The organism is Pseudomonas sp. FP818, assembly GCF_030687335.1.
GTDB lineage: Bacteria > Pseudomonadota > Gammaproteobacteria > Pseudomonadales > Pseudomonadaceae > Aquipseudomonas > Aquipseudomonas shahriarae.
The window spans coordinates 3290869-3310476 of the sequence record NZ_CP117427.1 but is presented as its reverse complement, the minus strand read 5'-3'; the positions used below and the strand labels follow the sequence as shown (position 1 = coordinate 3310476).

Genomic DNA, 19608 nt, shown 5'->3' with positions numbered 1-19608 from the left:
AGAGCGGTTGCCGGTATCGCTCAAGGTCCGCGCGCAGGCTCTTACGCTCCGCGTGCGGTAACGTCCTCCGCAGTCCAGCTGTCACACCAAACGCCAACCTGGCGAAACAGATGACGCAAAAGCCTTGACCTTTCCATCATGGGAAGCTTCAGGCTTGCTTCATCAGTAACATTCAAGGGGTATTGCAATGGCTACGGTTTCCCATCAGCAGGGGTCCAACCCATCCAGTTCGCGGGAGGTGCGCCTGAGTCTGCCGGTCGAGGGCATGACGTGCGCATCCTGCGTCGGTCGGGTCGAGCGCGCGCTGAAAGCGGTGCCTGGCGTGCACACGGCCGCCGTCAATCTTGCCACCGAGCATGCCAGCATCACCTTCACCGGGGCGCCCGATCCCCAGGCGGCGGTGCGTGCCATCGAGAGCGCAGGCTACAGCGTGCGTGAAGAGACGACTCATCTTGCGATAGAAGGCATGACCTGTGCGTCATGTGTGGGCCGGGTCGAAAAGGCCCTGGCTAAAATCCCCGGCGTGCTCGAAGCCACGGTTAACCTGGCCACCGAGCGTGCCCGGGTGCGCCACTTGGGCGGCGCAGTCTCCACGGCAGACCTTGAAGCAGCAGTGGAGCAGGCCGGCTACAAGGCCCGCCGCTTGTCCGCCGAGTCGCCGAGCGAGGGCGACCAGGATGCCGCGCGGCGCGACAGCGAAGCTCGGGAGTTGCAGCGCTCCATGTTGATTGCAGCGCTCCTCACTTTGCCGGTCTTCATCCTTGAGATGGGTTCGCACCTTATCCCTGCCATGCACCATTGGGTGATGGGGGTCATGGGGCAGCAGACGAACTGGTATGTACAGTTTGCGCTGGCCACCCTCGTGTTGTTCGGCCCAGGGCTGCGGTTTTTCCGCAAAGGCGTACCGGCGTTGCTGCGAGGGGCGCCAGACATGAACTCGCTAGTCTCTGTGGGCACCGCGGCGGCTTACGGTTATTCGCTGGTCGCGACGTTTATTCCCGAGGTTCTGCCGCAGGGCACCGCCAACGTCTATTTCGAAGCCGCAGCGGTGATTGTGACCCTGATCCTGCTGGGCCGCACGTTGGAGGCGCGCGCCAAGGGGCGAACCTCACAGGCGATCAAGCGGCTGGTCGGTCTTCAGGCGAAGACCGCGCGCGTGGAGCGCAATGGCGAAATATTGGAAGTTGCCCTTGATCAGGTGACGGCCGGCGACATTGTCTTCGTCCGTCCGGGGGAGAAGGTCCCGGTCGACGGCGAGGTGATTGAAGGCACCTCGTACGTTGACGAGAGCATGATCAGCGGCGAACCGGTACCTGTGTCCAAAAGCGTAGGCGCCGAAGTCGTTGGCGGCACGATCAACAAGACCGGTGCGTTCAGTTTCCGGGTGACCAAAGTGGGGGCCAACACCGTCCTCGCGCAGATTATTCGCCTGGTGGAAGAGGCGCAGGGCTCCAAGCTGCCGATCCAGGCACTGGTGGACAAGGTCACGATGTGGTTTGTCCCGGCGGTGATGGCGGCGGCCACGGTGACCTTCCTGGTCTGGCTGATTTTTGGCCCGACGCCGGCGCTGACGTTCGCGTTGGTCAACGCGGTAGCGGTGCTTATTATTGCCTGCCCCTGTGCCATGGGGCTGGCCACGCCGACCTCGATCATGGTCGGCACGGGCCGCGCAGCCGAGCTCGGGGTGCTTTTCCGCAAGGGCGAGGCATTGCAGGCGCTACGCGATGTGTCGATTATCGCCCTCGACAAGACTGGCACGCTGACCAAGGGCCGGCCTGAGTTGACCGACCTGGTTCCCGCCGAGGGCTTTGACTACGACGAAGTATTGGCACTTGTCGCGGCGGTGGAGACACGCTCCGAACATCCGATTGCCGAAGCGATTGTCAGCGCGGCAAAGAGCAAGGGCATCACGCTTGCACCGATTGAGGCCTTCGACGCCGTACCGGGCTTTGGCGTGACGGCGAAGGTCGCCGCGCGCACGGTCTCTGTGGGGGCTGACCGGTTCATGACGCAACTGGGCCTTGATGTGACGGGCTTCCAGTCGACTGCCCAGCGTCTCGGCGAGCAAGGCAAAAGCCCGCTCTATGCGGCGATTGATGGCCGCCTGGCGGCGGTGATCGCGGTTGCCGATCCGATCAAGGAGACCACGCCCGAAGCGATCAGGGCCCTGCATGCGCTGGGGCTCAGGGTGGCGATGATCACCGGTGACAATGCGGCCACGGCAGCGGCAATCGCCAGGCAACTGGGCATCGATGAGGTGGCGGCCGAGGTGCTGCCCGACGGTAAGGTCGCGGCGCTGAAAAAGTTTCGCAGCAAGGGGGCGCGAGTTGCCTTTGTGGGTGACGGGATCAACGACGCACCGGCACTCGCCGAAGCAGACGTCGGGCTTGCCATCGGCACCGGCACCGATGTGGCCATCGAAGCCGCTGACGTGGTGCTGATGTCGGGCGACTTGCGCGGCGTGCCGAACGCCATCGCCCTCAGCCAGGCGACGATCCGCAACATCAAGCAGAACCTGTTCTGGGCCTTCGCCTACAACGCGTTGTTGATACCGGTTGCGGCGGGCGTTCTGTACCCGCTGAACGGCACGCTGCTGTCGCCGATCTTCGCCGCGGCGGCGATGGCGCTCTCCAGTATCTTCGTGCTTGGCAACGCACTGCGGCTCAAGCGCTTCCGAGCACCGATGACAGTAGAGAGCAGCGCCGAGGCGCCAGTGGGTGGGGCGGCATTGGCCAAGCCACGCCTAGCGAATGAGCACTGATATCAGGCTTGGGTTTGAACACGATTGAGGAGGCTGTAATGGCCAGTGAACCTCATCCGAGCGTGATTGTTTAAGGACACGGCCAAGCGTACTCATGCGCCGTGTGCAGGTGAGTTCCCGAATTTGCGGTGAGTAGTTGATAGGTTCCCTCAGGAGGAGAGAATGATGAATATCGGTCAAGCAGCCAAGTTCTCCGGCGTTTCGGCTAAGTCGATTCGCTACTACGAACAGATTGGTTTGGTGCCCAAGGTCAGCCGGTCTGATGCCGGCTATCGAAACTACGGTACACAGGATGTGCAAAACCTGCGTTTCATTCGCCGCGCGCGTGACCTTGGCTTTTCGGTCAGGCAGATCTCCGAGTTGCTGGTTTTGTGGGGCGACCCTGATCGCGGCTGTATCGACGTCAAGGCCATGGCCCTGTCCCATGTGGCCGGGTTGAAGGCAAAGATTGCTGACCTGCAGGCCATGGCGCAAACCCTAGAGCAGTTGGCCGAGCAATGCCATGGCAACGATCGTCCGGATTGCCCGATCATTGCCGGTTTGGCGCAGCGCACAGCCGCCGTGGCGATGGAACTGCGCCCCAGGGCTCCTCAGAATCCCCCCCGGTTTGGGGGGGATACGGCGGCCTCATCCCAGCATCGCGCCGCGATGCAGATGCATTTGTAAGCGCTGGCAAGGCTCACATTCACTCTTCAGAGCAACTTCAGGAGTTCCACATGCTGCGTTTTTTCATACCAAACATGACCTGTGGCGGCTGCGCCAGGTCCGTTACCCGGGTACTGCTGGGCGTAGACCCGCAGGCCCAGATCAAAACTGATCCGCCCACACGTGTGGTCGTGATTGACAGCACTCTGGATGCGCACACGCTGCTCACGGTGCTGAGTGACGCCGGGTATCCGGGTGAGCATCTGCCGCAAGCGATATCCAGCTGATCGTTGCCGGCGTAGTCCCGCAGGGCTGGCGCGAGATCAGATTTTTATCAATAAAAAGCCGGGAGATTGTCTCCCGGCTTTTGTATTTCCCACGTTTAGAAAGCCGTCACAAGGTGTCAGGAGACTACGCCTGCAGCCCAAGCAACCAGTACATCAGCAAGATCAGGCGGGTAGCTGCTGAGCGGGTCAAGCTGGGTGCATTGGCTAACATGCACGCCACTCAAATCAAGCCGATGTGCTGACACAAGATTGACCTCGATCATCTGCCTCCCCTGTTACTCCCTCTACTCTGGCACTTCCATAAAAGGCCAAGGATGGCTCAAGGAGCCTGCGGCCATGCATTTTCAAGGAAGAGTCAGTCATGCAGTCATTGAAGATCATGTTGTTGTCATCGGCGTTCAACGGTTTGACCCAGCGGGCCTGGCTGGACTTACGCCAGTTGGGGCACACGCCCAGTGTGGTGCTGTTCACCGATGAAGCCTCGGTATGTCGGCAGATCGAGGCATCGGCGGCGGACCTGGTGATTTGTCCGTTTCTCAAGGACCGCGTACCGCAACAACTCTGGAGCAATCCTGAGCGCCCGGTGGTGATCATTCATCCGGGCATCGTCGGCGACCGTGGCGCCAGCGCGCTGGACTGGGCCATCACCCAGCAAGTCAGGCGCTGGGGCGTCACGGCCTTGCAGGCGGTGGAGGAAATGGACGCCGGTCCGATCTGGTCGACCTGCGAGTTCGACATGCCCGCCGACGTGCGCAAATCCGAGTTGTACAACGGCCTGGTGAGTGACGCGGCGATCTCTTGCATCCGCGATGTGGTGGAGAAATTCGCCAGGGGGTTCGTGCCCACGCCCCTCGATTACACGCAGCCCGACGTCGCTGGGCGTTTGCAGCCGAATATGAAGCAGGCTGACCGCACCTTCAGTTGGTACGATTGCGCACGGTTTATCAAGCGCAGTATCGACGCCGCTGACGGCCAGCCCGGGGTGTTGGCCAGCCTCGCCGGCGGGCAGTATTACCTGTATGACGCGCACCTGGATGCGCGCCGCGGCACGCCGGGCGAGATCCTTGCGGTACAGGACGACGCGGTATTGGTTGCGGCCGGCGATCACAGCCTGTGGCTCGGCTCGCTCAAGCGCAAGGCCTTGCCCGGCGAGGAAACCTTCAAGTTACCGGCCCGCCATGTGTTAGCCGGGCAACTGGCTGATGTGCCGGTGCTGGACGGCTCGCTCGCCAACCAAGGCTTCGACGAGATGGCCTATCAGCCGATTCGTTACCGAGAAACCGGTCATGTGGGCGAGCTGACCTTCGAGTTCTACAACGGTGCCATGAGCACTGAACAGTGCCAGCGGCTGGTCGCAGCGTTGCGCTGGGCCAAGGCTCGGGACACCCAGGTGCTGCTGGTCAGGGGAGGGCGCGGGAGCTTTTCCAATGGGGTGCACCTCAACGTGATTCAGGCGGCCGAAGTGCCGGGGTTGGAAGCCTGGGCCAATATCCAGGCCATCGATGATGTTTGCCGCGAGCTGCTGACGGCCCGGCAACTGGTGGTCAGTGGCCTGACGGGCAGCGCCGGAGCCGGCGGTGTGATGCTGGCGCTGGCGGCCGACATCGTCTTCGCCCGGGCGGGTGTGGTCCTTAATCCGCATTACAAGACCATGGGCTTGTATGGCTCCGAATACTGGACCTACAGCCTGCCTCGGGCGGTCGGCAGTGAAGTCGCCCACAAGCTTGTCGAAGAATGCCTGCCGATCAGCGCCCTCCAGGCCCGGCACTGGGGAATGGTCCAGGACATCGGCCCACGCTGCCCACGGGCATTTGGCTTATGGCTGCTGCAACAGGCCAGTGACGCGTTGACCGATGAAAGATACGCCCTGCATCGTGCGCGCAAATCGAACATGGACCTTGCGCAGATTGAGCGCTGCCGCGAAAACGAGCTGGCACAGATGCGGTTGGATATGGTGGAAAACCGCCAGCAGTTTGCCGAGAAGTGCCGCAACTTCGTGTTCAAGCGCAAAACCTGCCAGACCCCGCAGCGCTTGCAGGCGCCGTGGGCATTGGCGCCCAGGGCCACACTGGTTGACTGAGAGGAAAACGCCGCATCTACTCTTTTACCGCCAGGGCGGAATTTCCTTTCTGCCGTGGCGGTCCATAATGCCAATGGAAAAAAGACAGAAAAGGGTGAATTGATGCGGCGAATTTATAGGGGCGTCATCTGCCAGGCCTTGCTGGCCATGGTTATGGCTATCAGCCTGCCGGGATGGGCAGATGCGGCCGCCACGCCGGCGCCAGTAGAGGTCGTCGACAGCCTGGTGCTGTTGCCCGAAGACGCCAACCTCAAGCAGCTTGGCCAGCAGCTTGAGCTGATTCGCCAGAGTGTCCCCATCAGTACCAGTGACGAAAAGCTGGCGGAATTTCGACAGGGCGCACTGCAGGTGCAACAACTGGCCGGGGCATTGCTCACGGTGCGCGCCACCGAGATGGAGCGCATTGACGATCAACTCAAGGTATTGGGCGCGGCCCAGCCAGGAGAGGCGCAGAGCCTCACCGAGCAGCGGGATGCCCTGACCCGAAAAAAGAACAGCCTGCTTGAGGATGAGCAGCACGCCAAGCAACTGAGCCAGACGAGCCGCGAACTCGCCGCGCAGATCGTCAACCTGCGGCGCAATCTGTTCAATTCCCAGGTCACCTCCCGTACCGATTCGCCCTTCAGTCCCACATTCTGGTCGACCCTGATCCGCCCCACCGCTGAAGACCTGCAGCGCCTGGACAACCTCAAGGCCGAAGGCATCGTTGCCCTCAAGAGTGCCATCAGCCCGGAGCACCGCTGGGCGTTCTTCAGCACGCTGTTGGTGGCGGTACTGATCTGGAGTTTCGGCCGGCGACTGCTCGAGCATCTGCTTACCTGGGCGATGATCCGTTGGCTGCCGGAGGGGCGCCTGCGGCGCAGCACGTTGGCGGTGGCGGTAGGCTTATCGTCGATCCTGACGATCATGGGGGCCGTCTCGCTGATGCGCTGGGGCCTGGAAAGCAATGCGGTCCTGAGTGAAAACCTGGGCCGGCTGTCCGATCACTTGGTCACCCTGGCCACCTTCTGCGCGTTTATTGCCGGCCTTGGACGCGCCTTGCTGATGCTGCCACGCCCGTCCTGGCGGTTGCCGGCCATTGCCGATGAAATCGCCAGTGCCCTGGGGCCTTTCCCGGCGATTCTGGCGGTGGCGCTGATGCTGGTGGCGACCGAGGAGCGGATCAACAATGTCACGGGCGCCAGCCTGGCGCTGACCGTGGCGCTCAATGGCCTGACCGCCCTGACCACCGCGCTGATCTTCATCGCCGCGCTACTGCGCGTGCGCCACGTGCGCAAAAAACTCGAGTTGCAGCGCCCGGGCGGGCTCGTCGGCATGTTGCCCTTTGTCGCGTCGATGTGGGTGGCGGTGATTGTCCTCGCGTTGTTCACCGGGTATCTGTCCCTGGCCTACTTCCTTACCGTCAAACTGTTGTGGGTCAGCGTCGTGGCGGCCACGGCCTACCTGTTGATCGCCTTTTTTGGTGACGTCTGTGAAACCCTGCTTTCGCCCAGGCAGCCCAGCGGCCTGGCACTGGCCAACGCCCTGGGGCTGTCGCCACGGCACCAGGCCCAGGCGTGCACGGTGCTGGCGGGCGTCGGCCGTACCTTGCTGCTGCTCACCGCCGTGATGGCGGCCTTCCTTCCTGCGGGCTCCAGCCCCAGTGAGTTGCTCCAGGGCTTCAGCCAACTGGGCGAATCCAGCAAGACCCTGGGCAACCTGCAGATCGTTCCCCAGGACATCCTCATTGCGCTGCTGATGTTTGTCGTCGGCTTGTTCGCCGTGCGCACCTTGAAGCGCTGGCTGAGTGAGCGGTTGCTGCCGGAAACCAACATGGATGCCGGCATGCGCGCGTCCCTGGTGACCCTGGTGGGTTACCTCGGTTTTGTGTTGTTGAGCCTGCTGGTGATGTCCACCCTGCGGATCAACCTGACCAGCCTGACCTGGGTGGTCAGTGCCTTGTCGGTGGGCATCGGCTTCGGTTTGCAGGCGATTGTGCAGAACTTCATCTCCGGGCTGATCCTGCTCACCGAACGGCCGGTGAAGGTCGGCGATTGGGTCAGCCTGGGGGGCGTGGAGGGCGATATTCGCCGGATCAACGTCAGGGCGACCGAGATCCAGATGTCCGACCGCTCGACGGTGATTGTGCCGAACTCGCAGTTCATCTCGCAAAACGTGCGCAACGTCACCATGGGCAACGCGCTCGGTGTGGTGAGCATCACCCTTACCTTGCCGCTGGATACCGATGTGCTGAAGGTTCGCGAACTGCTGATGCAGTCGTTTACCGAGCACGAGGCGATTCTCGACACTCCCGCACCTTCGGTCACGTTCAAGGACCTGGCCAGGGATGGCTTGATCATTGGGGTCAGCGGCTACGTCAACAGCCCGCGCTCGGTGTCCGGCACCCGCAGCGACTTGCTGTTTATCCTGCTAGCGCGCCTGCAGGACATGGGGATTACATTGTCTTCGCCCCAGAGCATGGTGCTGATTCCGGGAGAGGCCGGTGCAGTGGCTGGTGATGTTCCTGTGAGGCAATCATGAGGTGGCAGTGCGTGACACTGAAAAGCCCGATAACCGTGATCGCTGCGGTCGTGTTCTGTTTTTCCATGGCGGCGTGCAAGAGTAAAGACATGCCTGAAACCTATAGCTGGACGGGAACTGTCTCTGCACCACAGGAATACCCCATGGAGGTATACGGTGGCGCCCTGGTCGCTGAGGGCTTTACCTACGGTTTTGATGCGATCTGGGGCACGCAGAACACCGGTTGGGGGAGTCCTGGCGGAACCATGACCACGGCGCTGGAAAAAAAGGCAGTGCCCTATCAACTGGAGTTCACGTGGTACTCGCTGGTGGAGAGAACGTTCTATAGCGGCCAATGGAACTTGGACCCACAGAAGATAAAGAGCCTCCTGGATGAGGGCTTTATTGATCAAGACACCCATAAAAAAGACACCTACAGCACGTTTATCGTGGGGTTGGCGCCACAGGGCAGGGTGGTGCTCTGGATGAGCGGGGCGGGAAACCAGAAGGAGGTGGGGGTCTTTCAGGCGCAGGCCACAACGCTTACCAAGGAGAGCGCCTACAGCAATGCCCAGTACATGTTCAAAGACGGCTATGCAGACCGCATGCTCAATGATCCATCCTATAAGACCTTCAGTGCCGATATCCGGCAAAAAATAGCCACGCAGGGCTATCCCCTGGCAAACATCTACGACACCTACCGGGAGAAATACAACTGGAGGCCTGTCGTTGTGCTGCAGCAAGGCGAATGGCTAGATTTTGGATTCAGCGCCTACAACGGCGAGCAGGAGAATCTTTTCGGAAAGGCCCTACTCGACAATCACTATGTAAAACGGGCCATTCCAACGTTCTGCGGGTTCTATTGGCGCAATGGCAACAGCCGGTATGGCGTCTGGATTGACGCATTCGATGAAAAAGAAATCTTCGATGTTTTCCAGAAACTGGGCAAACAAAAAGACATAGACCTGCTGGTGAAGGTTGACGCGCAAAACACCCGGGTTTCCCTGGCATTAAGGGCGGGCGCGCAAGAGTTTCCCATCGGCAAAGCCAAAGTCAGGCTGTCCCGTAAAATCGAGTAGGCTCCCCCGCCTGAGGGGAGAGCCAGGTTTCACTGCTCAGCAGGGCTGGGCCGCAAGGCTGTTGCTGACATTGCGTCCCAGCACCAGCACCGTCACAAAACCCAAGCCTACCAGCACCGTGGCGAGGCTCAGGAGCACCGAGCTGCCCAACTGGTCGACGATCCGCCCACCGAAGAATGAACCCAGGGCAATAATCACCTGGAACAGGGCGACGAAGAGCGGCATGCCGCGTTCGACATCCTTGGGCGCCACGACAAACATCCAGATACTGGCACAGGCCGGGAAGGCGCCGAAGGCAAAACCCCAGAGCCCAATCAACATGGCTGCGCCGGTCATGCCGGTGGCGAAGTGGGGGAACAGGGCGGTGCTGGTGCCGATCATCAGCGCCACCAGCAACAGGGTGTGACGTACGCTGCGGTTGGCGGCAAAGCCGGCAAAAATATTACCCGCGACCCCAGCCACGCCGAAGAGCAACAGCAACGAGCCAATCGTCGGGCCGTCGAAGCCGGCACTGTGCTTGAAGAACGGCGCCACATAGGTGTACGCGGCAAAGTGCGCCAGGCCGATCAGCAATACTGCGATCAATCCGACCCGCGCTTGGGGGTTGATAAACAAGGCGGGCAGGTCGCGGATGTGGATGGCTTTCTCCGGGTTGAGTCGTGGCAGCAGAAATATCTGCGCCAGGAGGACCGGGACGCCCATCAGCGCGGTGACCAGGAAGGTCATGCGCCAGCCCATCAGGCCGCTAAGCCAGGTGCCTACGGGCACGCCCAGCACGGTGGCGAGGGTCACGCCGACCATGATGATCGAAGTCGCCTGGGCGACGCCCACACCCTTGGGCGCCAGCCGGCCGCTGAGGGCAATGGCGGTCGCCCAGAAGCCGCCGATGCTGATGCCCAGCAGTACGCGGCCCAACAGCAGCAGGCCAAAGTCGCTGGCAAAAGCCACCACCGAGTTGGCGATGATCATGATCAGCGTCAGGCCGATCAATAAATAGCGACGGTCCATGGTGCCAATGCTGACCGACAGCAAAGGCGCGGCGAGGGCGGCCATGATGCCGGGCAGGGTCACCATCAGCCCGGCGTGACCGGCAGTGATACCCAAGTCACTGGCGACATCATTGAGCACACCCACCGGCAGAAACTCACTGGTTACCAGGGCGAAGGCACCTACGGCCACGGAGAGAATCGCCAGCCACTGCTGTTTGACACTCTGTTGATTATGTTCGGGAAGGCTGCGAGGGGCCTGGTGGGCACTTGGCATGGGTGAAGATCCGGGGGAAATGCAGCCTGAAGCCAGGCCGGGGGGAGAATGTGGAGGCGATTATAGGAATCAGTGTGGGTAATTAAACAGGGCGCTCGGTTTGATAGTCATCATCAATGCAATCAATGCCGCCCCGGCGATGGATTGGGGGAGATGCTGGTGCGCCAGGCGCAGCAAGTGCAAGGTCACGCTATCCGGAGCCAGGCAGATGACCACGCTGCCGGCGGCAACCGCGCCATGGGAAATACTATAAAGTCTCTGCCCAATACTTTTGGCCGCGACTAATCGGTGGTCGCTGGCACAGCGGTGGCGCCGAAGTCGAGCAGGGAGATAAAACTGTCGAGCAACGGTGATTGGTTGTCGGTGTTCCAGCTCAGGTACAGGCCGATGGCCGGATTGGGGGCGGCGCCGACCGGGCCGATCCGGAGAAACACGACCTTGTCGCGCATGATCGAGTTGGCAATCGACTCCGGCACCAGGGCAACGCCGAAGCCACAGGCCACCAGGCCGATCAAGGTATGGAGCTGCGCGGCTTCCTGCACCACCCTGGGGTAAAAGCCGGCGGCTTCACACAGGGCGATCAACTGGCTGTGATAGCCGCTGCCCAGGGCCTGGGGGGTGAACACGAAGTCTTCCCCGGCGAAGTCCCGCAAGTCGATCTGGCCAGCGCCAGCCTTGGGGTGGTCGGCGGGCAATGCCATCACGATCTGTTCGTTCAGCAACAGGCGCGACTCGACGTTTTGCGCCGCAATCGGCAACTTGCGCATGAAAGCAATATCCGCTTCCCCCGACACAATGGCCTTGGCCTGGCTGGCGGAGGGCATCTCCTTGATGACCAATTGCACCTTGGGGATGGTCTCGCGAAACCGGCGCAGGCTACTGAGCAGTGACGCGTAGTAGGTGATCGACACCGCAGTCACCGTCAGTTTGCCCGCAATCCCCTCGGTTACCTGGCGCGCGTGCTCGATACCCCGCTCCAATTCGTTGAGGGTGCTGTAAGCGGCATCCAGGAATACGCCACCGGCCGGGGTCAGTTTTACCCCGCGTTTGCTGCGGGTAAACAGACTGAACCCCAGCTTGCCCTCCAGGCGGTTGATGGCCTGGCTCAGCGGCGGTTGGGCCATGTGCAGGCGTATCGCCGCCTTATGAAAGTGCAGCTCTTCAGCCACGGCAATGAACTGGCGCAGCAGGCGGGTTTCGATCATGTCTTCTGTTCCTTCATTTGAACCGATCAGTGGGCCAGGCGCGGCAATGGTACCGTTTATTGGCCCGCGTCGAGCCCCAGCCTCTTGTCACTGCCCGTCCGCCCACCCCGGCTGGCGCCCGAACGCCTCGAACAGCTCAATGATGGTTGCCTTGACCTTCTGTACCGCATTGCTCTCGACCACCGTGTCATGCCAGCACAGTGAAAGATCGCGCTTGAACAGTCGATGATCGATCCTGGCCAGCTTGAGCCGCTGTTGCCCCAGCTCGGCATGGGCCGCCGCCCACGGCAGGATCGTGACACCCAACTGCGCCTTGACGGCTGAGAACAACAGGTCGGTGGAGTTGGCTTCAAACTCAACCTCGCATTTGAGGCCGGCCTCCTGCAGGGCAAACTCGACCCGGCTGCGGATGGTATTCGGCGCACACGGCAGCACCAGCGGCATTTTTGCCAATGCCTCAATCGACACCGGGTCTTCGGCCAATTCAAATTCCGGCCAGGCCACCAAATACAGTGTTTCAGTTAACAGCCGCTGGAACGCCATGCCTCGGGTTTCGACCACATCAACGTTCACCGCCAGTGCCACCCGCCCCACGGTGATCAGGCGCCCCAGTTCGGCGCTGGGGGCGTCAATCAACTCCAGCTTGATGCCGGGATATCGCTGGCCAATCGCGCGCGCCAAGGGAATGGCCAGCATGCGTGCGGTACTCGAGGGCATGCCGACCGAGACTTTGCCCTGGGGGAAGTCGGCGTCCTGGCGCAGCATTTCCCGGGTGCCATCGGCTTGGCGCAGCAGCTCGATGGCGTGCCGGTAAAGGGTCTGCCCGGCTGCCGTGGGCACCACGCCATGCACGCTGCGCTCCAGCAACTGCATGCCCATATCCAACTCCAGGTTACGCATCTGCTGGCTGATGGCCGGTTGCGCAATATGCAGCGCTTCACTGGCGCGGGTGATGTTGCCGCACTCAATGACTTTGATGAAATAGCGCAATTGGCGCAGGTCCATAGGTGCCTCTCACGTCATATGATTTTCCGATGAAGGTAGAGGAATATCATATTTTAAGTTTATGAGATACGACGCCTAGACTCGGTTCACCACCCACCAAGTGCCCGTTACTGGAGAACTCTATGCAAGCTTTGCACGGCGTGAAAATCGTCGACCTGAGTCGCGCACTGTCGGGGCCGTTCTGCACCATGGTGCTGGCAGATCTGGGCGCCGATGTGATCAAGGTCGAGTCCGGCCCCGATGGCGACATGAGCCGTACCTGGGGGCCCTTTGACCGGGGCGTGAGCACCTACTATCTATCGTGCAACCGCAACAAGCGCGGCATGTGCATTGACCTGCGCAACCCCAAGGGGCTGGCCACCCTCCAGCAACTGATTGACGACGCCGATGTGGTCATCGAGAACTTCAAGCCCGGCACGCTGCACAGCATGGGCCTCGGTTATGAGGTGCTCAGCGCCCGCAATCCGCGACTGGTGCTGGGCAGCATCAACGCCTTTGGCGCCGATGGGCCGATGAGCAGTTGGCCGGGCTTCGACCAGATCGCCCAGGGCTACTCGGGGCTGATGAGCCTGACCGGTTTCGGCGATGGCGACCCGACGCGCACCGGCACCGCTATTGGCGACCTGACGTCGGGCATGTGGCTGGTGACAGCCGTGCTGGGCGCGCTGCTGGAGCGCGAGCGCAGCGGGCGTGGCCAGCATGTCAGCACCTCGCTGCTGGCCAGCCTGGTCGGCTTGTTGAGTGTGCATGGCCAACGCTACCTCAGCCTCGGGGACGTGCCGCGCCGCACCGGCAACGCCCATTCGGTGATTGCGCCTTATGGCGTGTTCCAGACCCTGGATGGCCCGCTCAATCTGGCGCCGATTACCTCGGCCATGTGGGGGCGCCTGTGCATACTGCTGGATTTGCCCGGGCTGCCGGACGATCCACGGTTCGCCACCAATGAAGCGCGGGTCGAACGTCGTGATGAATTACGCGATATTCTCGAAGACCGCTTGAAAACCCGCAGCAAACGCGAATGGACCGCTCTGTTTGTCGACGCAGGATTACCCGCAGGCCCGATCAATACCCTCGATGAGGTGTTCGCCGACCCACAGGTGCTGCACAGCCAACTGACTGAAACACTTACCCATCCGACCCTCGGTGCCCTGCGCCAGGTGGTGACTCCAGTGTTTGGCAGCACTGCCAGCGGTGCCAGCCGCCCACCGCCACTGCTGGGCGAACACACCGTCGAAATCCTGCGTGAAGCCGGCTTCGACAGCACATCCATCAACGCACTGCTCGACGCAAAGGTCGTGTTCCAGGACTCCGCCGACAGCCCCTGCACCCAATCAACAGGAACCGCACAATGAATCCCGCTGCTACTGCCACCGTGACCGTCCACCCAGTCGATGAGCGCATCGCGCGACTGGTCTTCAGCAACCCCGCACAACGCAATGCACTCAGCGCACAACTATTGCAGTCACTCGATGAGAGCCTGCAGACCCTGGCGGCACAACGCATCCCGGTGGTGATCCTGGGCAGCGAAGTCGGCCAATCGGTATGGAGCGCCGGCCACGACATCCGTGAGCTGCAACACGACCGCGACCCGATTGCCTACGGCAAGCCGCTGGAACGGGTCATACGTCGCATCCGTGCTTATCCCGGAGTGGTGATCGCCCTGGTGTCCGGCTCGGTGTGGGGTGGTGCGGTGGACCTGGTGATGAGCTGCGACCTGGTCGTCGCGGACCCCAGCGCCAGCTTTGCCATGACCCCGGTAAATATTGGCTTGCCGTACACCACCAGCGGCTTGCTGCGCTTTTTCAACAATTTGCCGATTCATGTGTTGAAGGAAATGTTCTTCACGGCGCAGAAGCTTGATGCGCAGCGTGCGGAACGCTTTGGCCTGGTCAACCGCCTGGTCGACAGCGATGTATTGGAAGCGACTGCGCTGGAGCTGGCGCAAGGTATTGCCAGCAAGGCGCCCCTGGCGGTTGCGGCGGTCAAGGAACAGCTGCGCATCCTTGAAGACCTGCAACCGATGCCGGTGCAGGCGATGGAACAGATTGCCGAACTGCGCCGACAAGCCTGTGAAAGCGCCGACTTTGGCGAAGGCCTGGCAGCCTTTGCCGAGCGCCGGCCGGCGGTGTTCGGCGGTCGCTAGAACACGCGTGCGGTAGCGCCACATCCCGAAAAAATAATAACAAGGGCGGTACCTGCGGGGCCGTCCGACTGCGGGGAGTCAGATTGCAATGAATAATGAGCTTCTGTCGATTCTGGTGTTGGTGGTCATCTTCGGCATCGCCAGCGTGTTGCCCATCAACATGGGCGCGCTGGCCTTTGCGGCGGCCTTTGTCGTCGGTTCGGTGATATTGGAAATGACCCCGGCGACGATCTTTGCCGGGTTTCCCAGTGACCTGTTCCTGACGCTGGTCGGGGTCACCTATCTGTTCGGCATCGCGCAGAACAACGGCACCATCGACTGGCTGATCGAGCGGGCGGTGTTGATGGTGCGTGGACGCGTCGCCTGGATCCCCTGGGTGATGTTCGTGGTGGCGGCATTGCTGACCGGTTTCGGCGCGCTGAGCCCGGCGGTGGCCGCGATCCTGGCGCCGATTGCGCTGAACTTCGCCGTGCAGTACCGCATCAACCCGGTGTTGATGGGGCTGATGGTGATTCATGGTGCCCAGGGCGGCAGCTTTTCGCCGGTGAGCATTTTCGGTGGCATCACCAATCAGATCGTGGCGTCGTCCGGGCTGCCCTATGCGCCGTTCACGTTGTTCATCACCAGCTTGCTGTTCAACCTGGGGATTGCCATGGTGGTCTTCGTCGTGTTCGGCGGTTTGCGCAGCGCGCGCCTGTCGCTGGCACCGGTCTCGTTCGGCCCCACGTTGCATGCGGCGGGTGCATCCCTGGCGATTCTTGGCCATGGCGGTACGCCGGCTTCCCCGGCCTATCACCGCACCGACCTGACCGGCGCCGGTGCGCCGCTACAGGCTGTCAGTGGCCTGGACGGGGCCAAGCTGTCGACACTGATCGGCTTGTTGGCCCTGGCGATCTCGGCGCTGGTGTTCAAGTTCAATATCGGCCTGGTGGCGATGACGGTCGCGGTGGTGTTGGCCATGTTCGCACCCACGGCGCAGAAGGCGGCCATCGACAAGGTCAGTTGGTCGACGGTGCTGCTGATCACCGGGATCATCACCTACATCGGCGTGATGCAGACCATCGGCACCATCGACTATGTCGCCCATGGCATCTCCGGGCTGGGTGAGCCGCTGCTGGTGGCGTTGCTGCTGTGTTTTACCGCCGCGATCATCTCGTCCTTTGCGTCGTCCACGGCGTTGCTGGGGGTGATCATTCCCCTGGCCGTGCCCTTCTTGAGCCAGGGCCATATCAGTGCGGTCGGCGTGGTCGCGGCCATCGCCATTTCCACCACCATCGTCGATACCAGCCCGTTCTCCACCAACGGCGCACTGGTGGTTGCCAATACACCGCCGCAGGAGCGCGAAAAAGTCTTGCGCAGCCTGCTGATCTACAGCGCAGTGATTGCCCTGGTCGGGCCGTGTGTTGCCTGGCTGACCCTGGTGGTGCCGGGCCTGCTGTGACGATCAGGTACCCATCAGTGGGTTGAACAGTGACTCCAGTGACAGCCGGGCACGGCTCTCCTGGAGCGCTGCTTGGACCGCTTCCTCACCGAATACCAGGCCCTGGAGGTAGGTGAAGTGCGGGTCGAACAGCCCGAGGGTGCCCAGTACCTGGCGCAGGTAAGGTGTCAGGAAGTCCGGTTGCCGTGCCGACGCGCCCTGATGAAAACCACCGGAACCCACCAGCACATACACCGCACGGTTGCTCAGCAGACCGGTCTTGCCCTCGGGCCCTGAGCTGAATGTGCGGTGAATACGCAGGACGTAGTCGATCCACAGCTTGAGTGCAGCGGGCAGCGTGAAATTGTGCATTGGCGTGGCAATCAGCAGGATATCGCAGCCTTCCAACTCGCGGATCAGCGTTTCGGAAACCTCGAAAGCCGGCGCGTCGAACGGCGTGGTCGTCGCCAGGCCCCGGGCGTAATCCATGCCCAGCGGTGGCAGTGGGTGTGTGCCCAGGTCGCGTTCGACCAGTTCGAGCCTCGGATGGCGCTGGCGAAGGGTGTCCACCAGTTCCAGTGCCAACTGGTTCGCATGGGAAACCTGGCCATTGGGGCTGGCGTTGATCAATAGAACACTCTTCATGCCGGACTCTCTGTGTGAAGGCGTTGGGTGAAGTGTATGCCGTGGGCCAGCAGCCCTTGGCGAAAGTAGAAACGTTGGGCCAGCGGCATATGCAGCCCGGTGTCCAGCACAAAATGCGCGCAACCGCGCTGCACGGCTTCTTCGCGCACGGCGTCCAGCAGCCGTGCGCCGAGGCCACCGCGCTGCAGGTCGGGGTGTACCACCAGGTCATCGACGTAAATGAAGCGCCCGTAGAGCAGGTTCTCCAACTCGCGGTAACCGGCCAGACCCACCACCTGCCCAGCTTCCCATGCAGCCAGTAGACGGTAGCCTTGCCCGACCTGGCGCAGCAGTTGCGCGACATAGTGGGCCGGGTTGGCGACATGGGGTCGCAGCACGTGCATCAGGTTGAAACTGGCCGCGAAGGCCTGCTGGTCCTCCAGATGCCCAAGGGTATAAGCCATGTCGGTCGTCCGTTGTAGAGAGGTAGCTGACCTTAAAGCCCCGATGACTTAAGCTACAGGGCCGAAAAGTGCATAAATGACTAGGCCATGATTCCTCCCTTTACGCTGGACCGTAGCCAGAGCGCGCCGATGTATCGCCAGCTTTACCAGCGATTTCGCGAATCCATTGCCGATGGCCGCCTGCGCCCGGGGGATCGCGTGCCTGCCGTACGCGCGTTGGCGGCGCAGTTGAACCTGGCGCGTGGCACGGTAGAAGCGGCTTACCAGTTGTTGATAGGGGAGGGTTACCTGATTGCGCGGGGCGCCGCCGGGACGATTGTCACGCCGCAACTGGCTGCCGTTGCCTCGCCCGTACTCCAGGCCCCGGTTGCTGCGCCGCAGTACTCGTCCAATCATTGCGGGGCGCTGCCGTTGGCACTGCAGATGGGGCTGCCCGCACTGGATGCATTTCCCCGCAAGCTCTGGACCCGGCTGGCCGGTCGTCAACTGCGCCAGGCCGGCCTCGAGGGGCTGGTGTACCCGGACCCGCGTGGCCATGCAGCATTGCGCACAGCCATTGCCAGCTACCTGGGGATTGCCCGAGGGATTGCCTGCCGCCCGGAACAGGTGTTCGTCTGCGCGGGCTATCGCGCGTGCCTGGACCTGATCAGCCACACGCTGATGCGCCCCGGCGATCGCTGCTGGCTGGAAGAGCCGGGCTACTTCATGGCGCGCAACACACTCCGGGAGGCCGGCGTGCAGTTGGTGCCGGTTGCCGTGGATGAGCAGGGGCTTGATGTCGCACAAGGCATCGCCCGCTGTGCGGATGCACGCTTTGCCGTGGTCACGCCGACCCACCAGAGCCCGCTGGGGGTATCACTGTCCCTGCCGCGCCGGCTGGCACTGCTGGACTGGGCCAGTCGCCAAGGCAGTTGGATCATCGAGGATGATTACGACAGCGAATACCGCTATCAGGGCCGGCCCTTGCCTGCGCTCAAGAGCCTCGATCAGCAGGGGCGGGTGCTCTATACCGGCACCTTTAGCAAGGTGTTGTTTCCGGGCCTGCGCCTGGCCTATCTGGTGGTGCCGCAGGCGCAAAGCGACGCCTTCGCCCGCCAGGCTGACCGCCTGCACAACCACTGCCCGCAGCTTCTCCAGGCGACGGTCAGCGCCTTCCTCTACGAGGGGCACTTTGCACGGCATTTGAAAAAAATGCGTACGCTCTACGCGCGCCGCCGCCAGTGGCTGGTCGATGCGCTACAGCAACAGTTCGGCGAACGGCTGTCGATCAACCTCCAGGCCGGAGGCATGCACCTGATTGCGGGCCTGAGTGAAGGGGATGATGTGGAACTCGCCCAGCGTGCCCGGGCCATTGGCCTCGCTGTCGAGCCGCTGTCGCAGTGGTACCTCGAGGCCAGGTCCAGGCACGGCCTGGTACTGGGTTTTACCAACATCGCCAGCGCCGAACAGGCTGCCGCGGTGGCGCTTCGATTGGCTCAAGTCATCACTTAGGTGGTGTGCCGGAAAAAGGCTTTTATCGCTAGGTAAAACCCTACAACTGTGTGTCTCGAAGGCACTCAAAGGACGTGCTAGCGTAGCCCTTTCATTGCCCTGGGAAGCAAACATGACCACCCGCTACGCAAAAATCGTCCTGACCCTGATGCTGGCGGCCTTCGCCGCGCTGGTGGCGTTCAACAACCTTACTGATTACGGCTCCAACTTTGCCTTCGTCAAGCATGTGTTGAGCATGGACACCACCTTTCCCGGTAATACGGCCATGTACCGGGCAATCACTACACCCTGGCTGTGGCATGGCGCCTATGGGCTGATCATCGCCGGCGAAGCCTTGACTGCCGTATTATTGGCCCGTGGGGCGCTGGCAATGTGGCGGGCCAGGCTAGGTACTGGCCGGCAGTTCGATGCCGCCAAACAGGTGGCCATTGTCGGTTTTACTGCGGGCCTGCTGGTGTGGTTTTTCGGCTTCATGGTGATTGGCGGTGAGTGGTTCCTGATGTGGCAATCCCATCAGTGGAACGGCCAGGAAGCGGCATTCAAGTTCTATATGGCGCTGCTCGGGGGGCTGATTTTTCTCAACCAGGCGGAGGCTGATCGCGACTGAAGCGCCTCATACGGTCCGCGAACGAATTTGACGAA

General features: G+C 61.8%; 16 protein-coding genes. 11 read left to right on the top strand and 5 right to left on the bottom strand.

Annotated features, from left to right (window positions below; genetic code table 11):
* The first annotated feature begins 187 nt into the window (after positions 1-187).
* The 6 genes from PSH80_RS14745 (at position 188) to PSH80_RS14720 (ending at position 9351) form a co-directional block, all read left to right on the top strand.
* Positions 188-2761 (top strand): heavy metal translocating P-type ATPase, encoded by a 2574-nt coding sequence (locus PSH80_RS14745; RefSeq protein ID WP_057959276.1) that lies wholly within the window; start codon positions 188-190, stop codon positions 2759-2761.
* Positions 2762-2926: 165 nt separating this feature from the next.
* Entirely contained in the window at positions 2927-3427 is a 501-nt protein-coding gene (gene cueR / locus PSH80_RS14740) for a Cu(I)-responsive transcriptional regulator (protein WP_120734437.1), read from the top strand.
* 50 nt (positions 3428-3477) lie between these two features.
* Positions 3478-3693: a heavy-metal-associated domain-containing protein gene (locus PSH80_RS14735; RefSeq protein ID WP_057959277.1), complete on the top strand. Its 216-nt coding sequence runs from the start codon at positions 3478-3480 to the stop codon at positions 3691-3693.
* A 361-nt stretch (positions 3694-4054) separates the two neighbouring features.
* The gene (locus PSH80_RS14730) at positions 4055-5773 is read left to right on the top strand and encodes a hydrogenase maturation protein (RefSeq protein WP_057959278.1); all 1719 of its coding nucleotides are present in this window, start codon (positions 4055-4057) and stop codon (positions 5771-5773) included.
* Between the two features lie 147 nt (positions 5774-5920).
* A complete protein-coding gene (locus tag PSH80_RS14725; RefSeq protein WP_370693740.1) occupies positions 5921-8293 on the top strand; it encodes a DUF3772 domain-containing protein in 2373 nt (790 codons plus the stop codon).
* A gap of 11 nt (positions 8294-8304) precedes the next feature.
* Entirely contained in the window at positions 8305-9351 is a 1047-nt protein-coding gene (locus PSH80_RS14720; RefSeq protein WP_305417279.1) for a DUF2931 family protein, read from the top strand.
* Positions 9352-9387: 36 nt separating this feature from the next.
* Here the strand turns inward: PSH80_RS14720 and PSH80_RS14715 are convergent, their stop codons facing one another.
* The 3 genes from PSH80_RS14715 to PSH80_RS14705 all read right to left on the bottom strand — a co-directional run bounded on the left by PSH80_RS14715 (position 9388) and on the right by PSH80_RS14705 (position 12824).
* Entirely contained in the window at positions 9388-10614 is a 1227-nt protein-coding gene (locus PSH80_RS14715; protein WP_057444027.1) for an MFS transporter, read from the bottom strand.
* Between the two features lie 281 nt (positions 10615-10895).
* Positions 10896-11819: a LysR family transcriptional regulator gene (locus tag PSH80_RS14710; protein ID WP_057959282.1), complete on the bottom strand. Its 924-nt coding sequence runs from the start codon at positions 11817-11819 to the stop codon at positions 10896-10898.
* 87 nt (positions 11820-11906) lie between these two features.
* Positions 11907-12824, bottom strand: a complete 918-nt coding sequence (locus PSH80_RS14705) for a LysR substrate-binding domain-containing protein (RefSeq protein ID WP_305417275.1) — start codon at positions 12822-12824, stop codon at positions 11907-11909.
* A 122-nt stretch (positions 12825-12946) separates the two neighbouring features.
* On the opposite strand from PSH80_RS14705, the gene PSH80_RS14700 reads away from it, so the two are divergent.
* The 3 genes from PSH80_RS14700 to PSH80_RS14690 all read left to right on the top strand — a co-directional run bounded on the left by PSH80_RS14700 (position 12947) and on the right by PSH80_RS14690 (position 16408).
* Entirely contained in the window at positions 12947-14176 is a 1230-nt protein-coding gene (locus PSH80_RS14700) for a CaiB/BaiF CoA-transferase family protein (protein ID WP_169989966.1), read from the top strand.
* On the top strand, positions 14173-14967 hold the full coding sequence (gene scpB, locus PSH80_RS14695) for a methylmalonyl-CoA decarboxylase (protein ID WP_057959285.1): 795 nt from the start codon (positions 14173-14175) through the stop codon (positions 14965-14967). Before PSH80_RS14700 ends, scpB begins: the two co-directional genes overlap by 4 nt.
* An 88-nt stretch (positions 14968-15055) precedes the next feature.
* Complete coding sequence (locus PSH80_RS14690) at positions 15056-16408, top strand: SLC13 family permease (protein WP_057440912.1); 1353 nt, start codon at positions 15056-15058, stop codon at positions 16406-16408.
* A gap of 3 nt (positions 16409-16411) precedes the next feature.
* Here PSH80_RS14690 and PSH80_RS14685 read toward each other — a convergent pair whose 3' ends face one another.
* Positions 16412-17032, bottom strand: coding sequence for an FMN-dependent NADH-azoreductase (locus PSH80_RS14685; protein ID WP_057959286.1), 621 nt, complete (start codon positions 17030-17032; stop codon positions 16412-16414).
* Positions 17029-17475, bottom strand: coding sequence for a GNAT family N-acetyltransferase (locus PSH80_RS14680; protein WP_120733364.1), 447 nt, complete (start codon positions 17473-17475; stop codon positions 17029-17031). The genes PSH80_RS14685 and PSH80_RS14680 overlap by 4 nt, the downstream gene beginning before the upstream one ends.
* A gap of 87 nt (positions 17476-17562) precedes the next feature.
* Between PSH80_RS14680 and PSH80_RS14675 the strand changes: the two genes are divergently transcribed.
* The gene (locus PSH80_RS14675) at positions 17563-18966 is read left to right on the top strand and encodes a PLP-dependent aminotransferase family protein (RefSeq protein WP_169989965.1); all 1404 of its coding nucleotides are present in this window, start codon (positions 17563-17565) and stop codon (positions 18964-18966) included.
* Positions 18967-19078: 112 nt separating this feature from the next.
* A complete protein-coding gene (locus tag PSH80_RS14670; protein ID WP_169989964.1) occupies positions 19079-19573 on the top strand; it encodes a DUF2165 family protein in 495 nt (164 codons plus the stop codon).
* Positions 19574-19608: the final 35 nt, after the last annotated feature.

Excerpts from the sequence above, each read along its gene's own strand:
- PSH80_RS14745 (WP_057959276.1), top strand. The coding sequence starts at position 188 with ATGGCTACGGTTTCCCATCAGCAGGGGTCCAACCCATCCAGTTCGCGG.
- cueR (WP_120734437.1), top strand. The coding sequence starts at position 2,927 with ATGAATATCGGTCAAGCAGCCAAGTTCTCCGGCGTTTCGGCTAAGTCG.
- PSH80_RS14735 (WP_057959277.1), top strand. The coding sequence starts at position 3,478 with ATGCTGCGTTTTTTCATACCAAACATGACCTGTGGCGGCTGCGCCAGG.
- PSH80_RS14730 (WP_057959278.1), top strand. The coding sequence starts at position 4,055 with ATGCAGTCATTGAAGATCATGTTGTTGTCATCGGCGTTCAACGGTTTG.
- PSH80_RS14725 (WP_370693740.1), top strand. The coding sequence starts at position 5,921 with ATGGTTATGGCTATCAGCCTGCCGGGATGGGCAGATGCGGCCGCCACG.
- PSH80_RS14715 (WP_057444027.1), bottom strand. The coding sequence starts at position 10,614 with ATGCCAAGTGCCCACCAGGCCCCTCGCAGCCTTCCCGAACATAATCAA.
- PSH80_RS14710 (WP_057959282.1), bottom strand. The coding sequence starts at position 11,819 with ATGATCGAAACCCGCCTGCTGCGCCAGTTCATTGCCGTGGCTGAAGAG.
- PSH80_RS14705 (WP_305417275.1), bottom strand. The coding sequence starts at position 12,824 with ATGGACCTGCGCCAATTGCGCTATTTCATCAAAGTCATTGAGTGCGGC.
- PSH80_RS14700 (WP_169989966.1), top strand. The coding sequence starts at position 12,947 with ATGCAAGCTTTGCACGGCGTGAAAATCGTCGACCTGAGTCGCGCACTG.
- scpB (WP_057959285.1), top strand. The coding sequence starts at position 14,173 with ATGAATCCCGCTGCTACTGCCACCGTGACCGTCCACCCAGTCGATGAG.
- PSH80_RS14690 (WP_057440912.1), top strand. The coding sequence starts at position 15,056 with ATGAATAATGAGCTTCTGTCGATTCTGGTGTTGGTGGTCATCTTCGGC.
- PSH80_RS14685 (WP_057959286.1), bottom strand. The coding sequence starts at position 17,032 with ATGAAGAGTGTTCTATTGATCAACGCCAGCCCCAATGGCCAGGTTTCC.
- PSH80_RS14680 (WP_120733364.1), bottom strand. The coding sequence starts at position 17,475 with ATGGCTTATACCCTTGGGCATCTGGAGGACCAGCAGGCCTTCGCGGCC.
- PSH80_RS14675 (WP_169989965.1), top strand. The coding sequence starts at position 17,563 with ATGATTCCTCCCTTTACGCTGGACCGTAGCCAGAGCGCGCCGATGTAT.
- PSH80_RS14670 (WP_169989964.1), top strand. The coding sequence starts at position 19,079 with ATGACCACCCGCTACGCAAAAATCGTCCTGACCCTGATGCTGGCGGCC.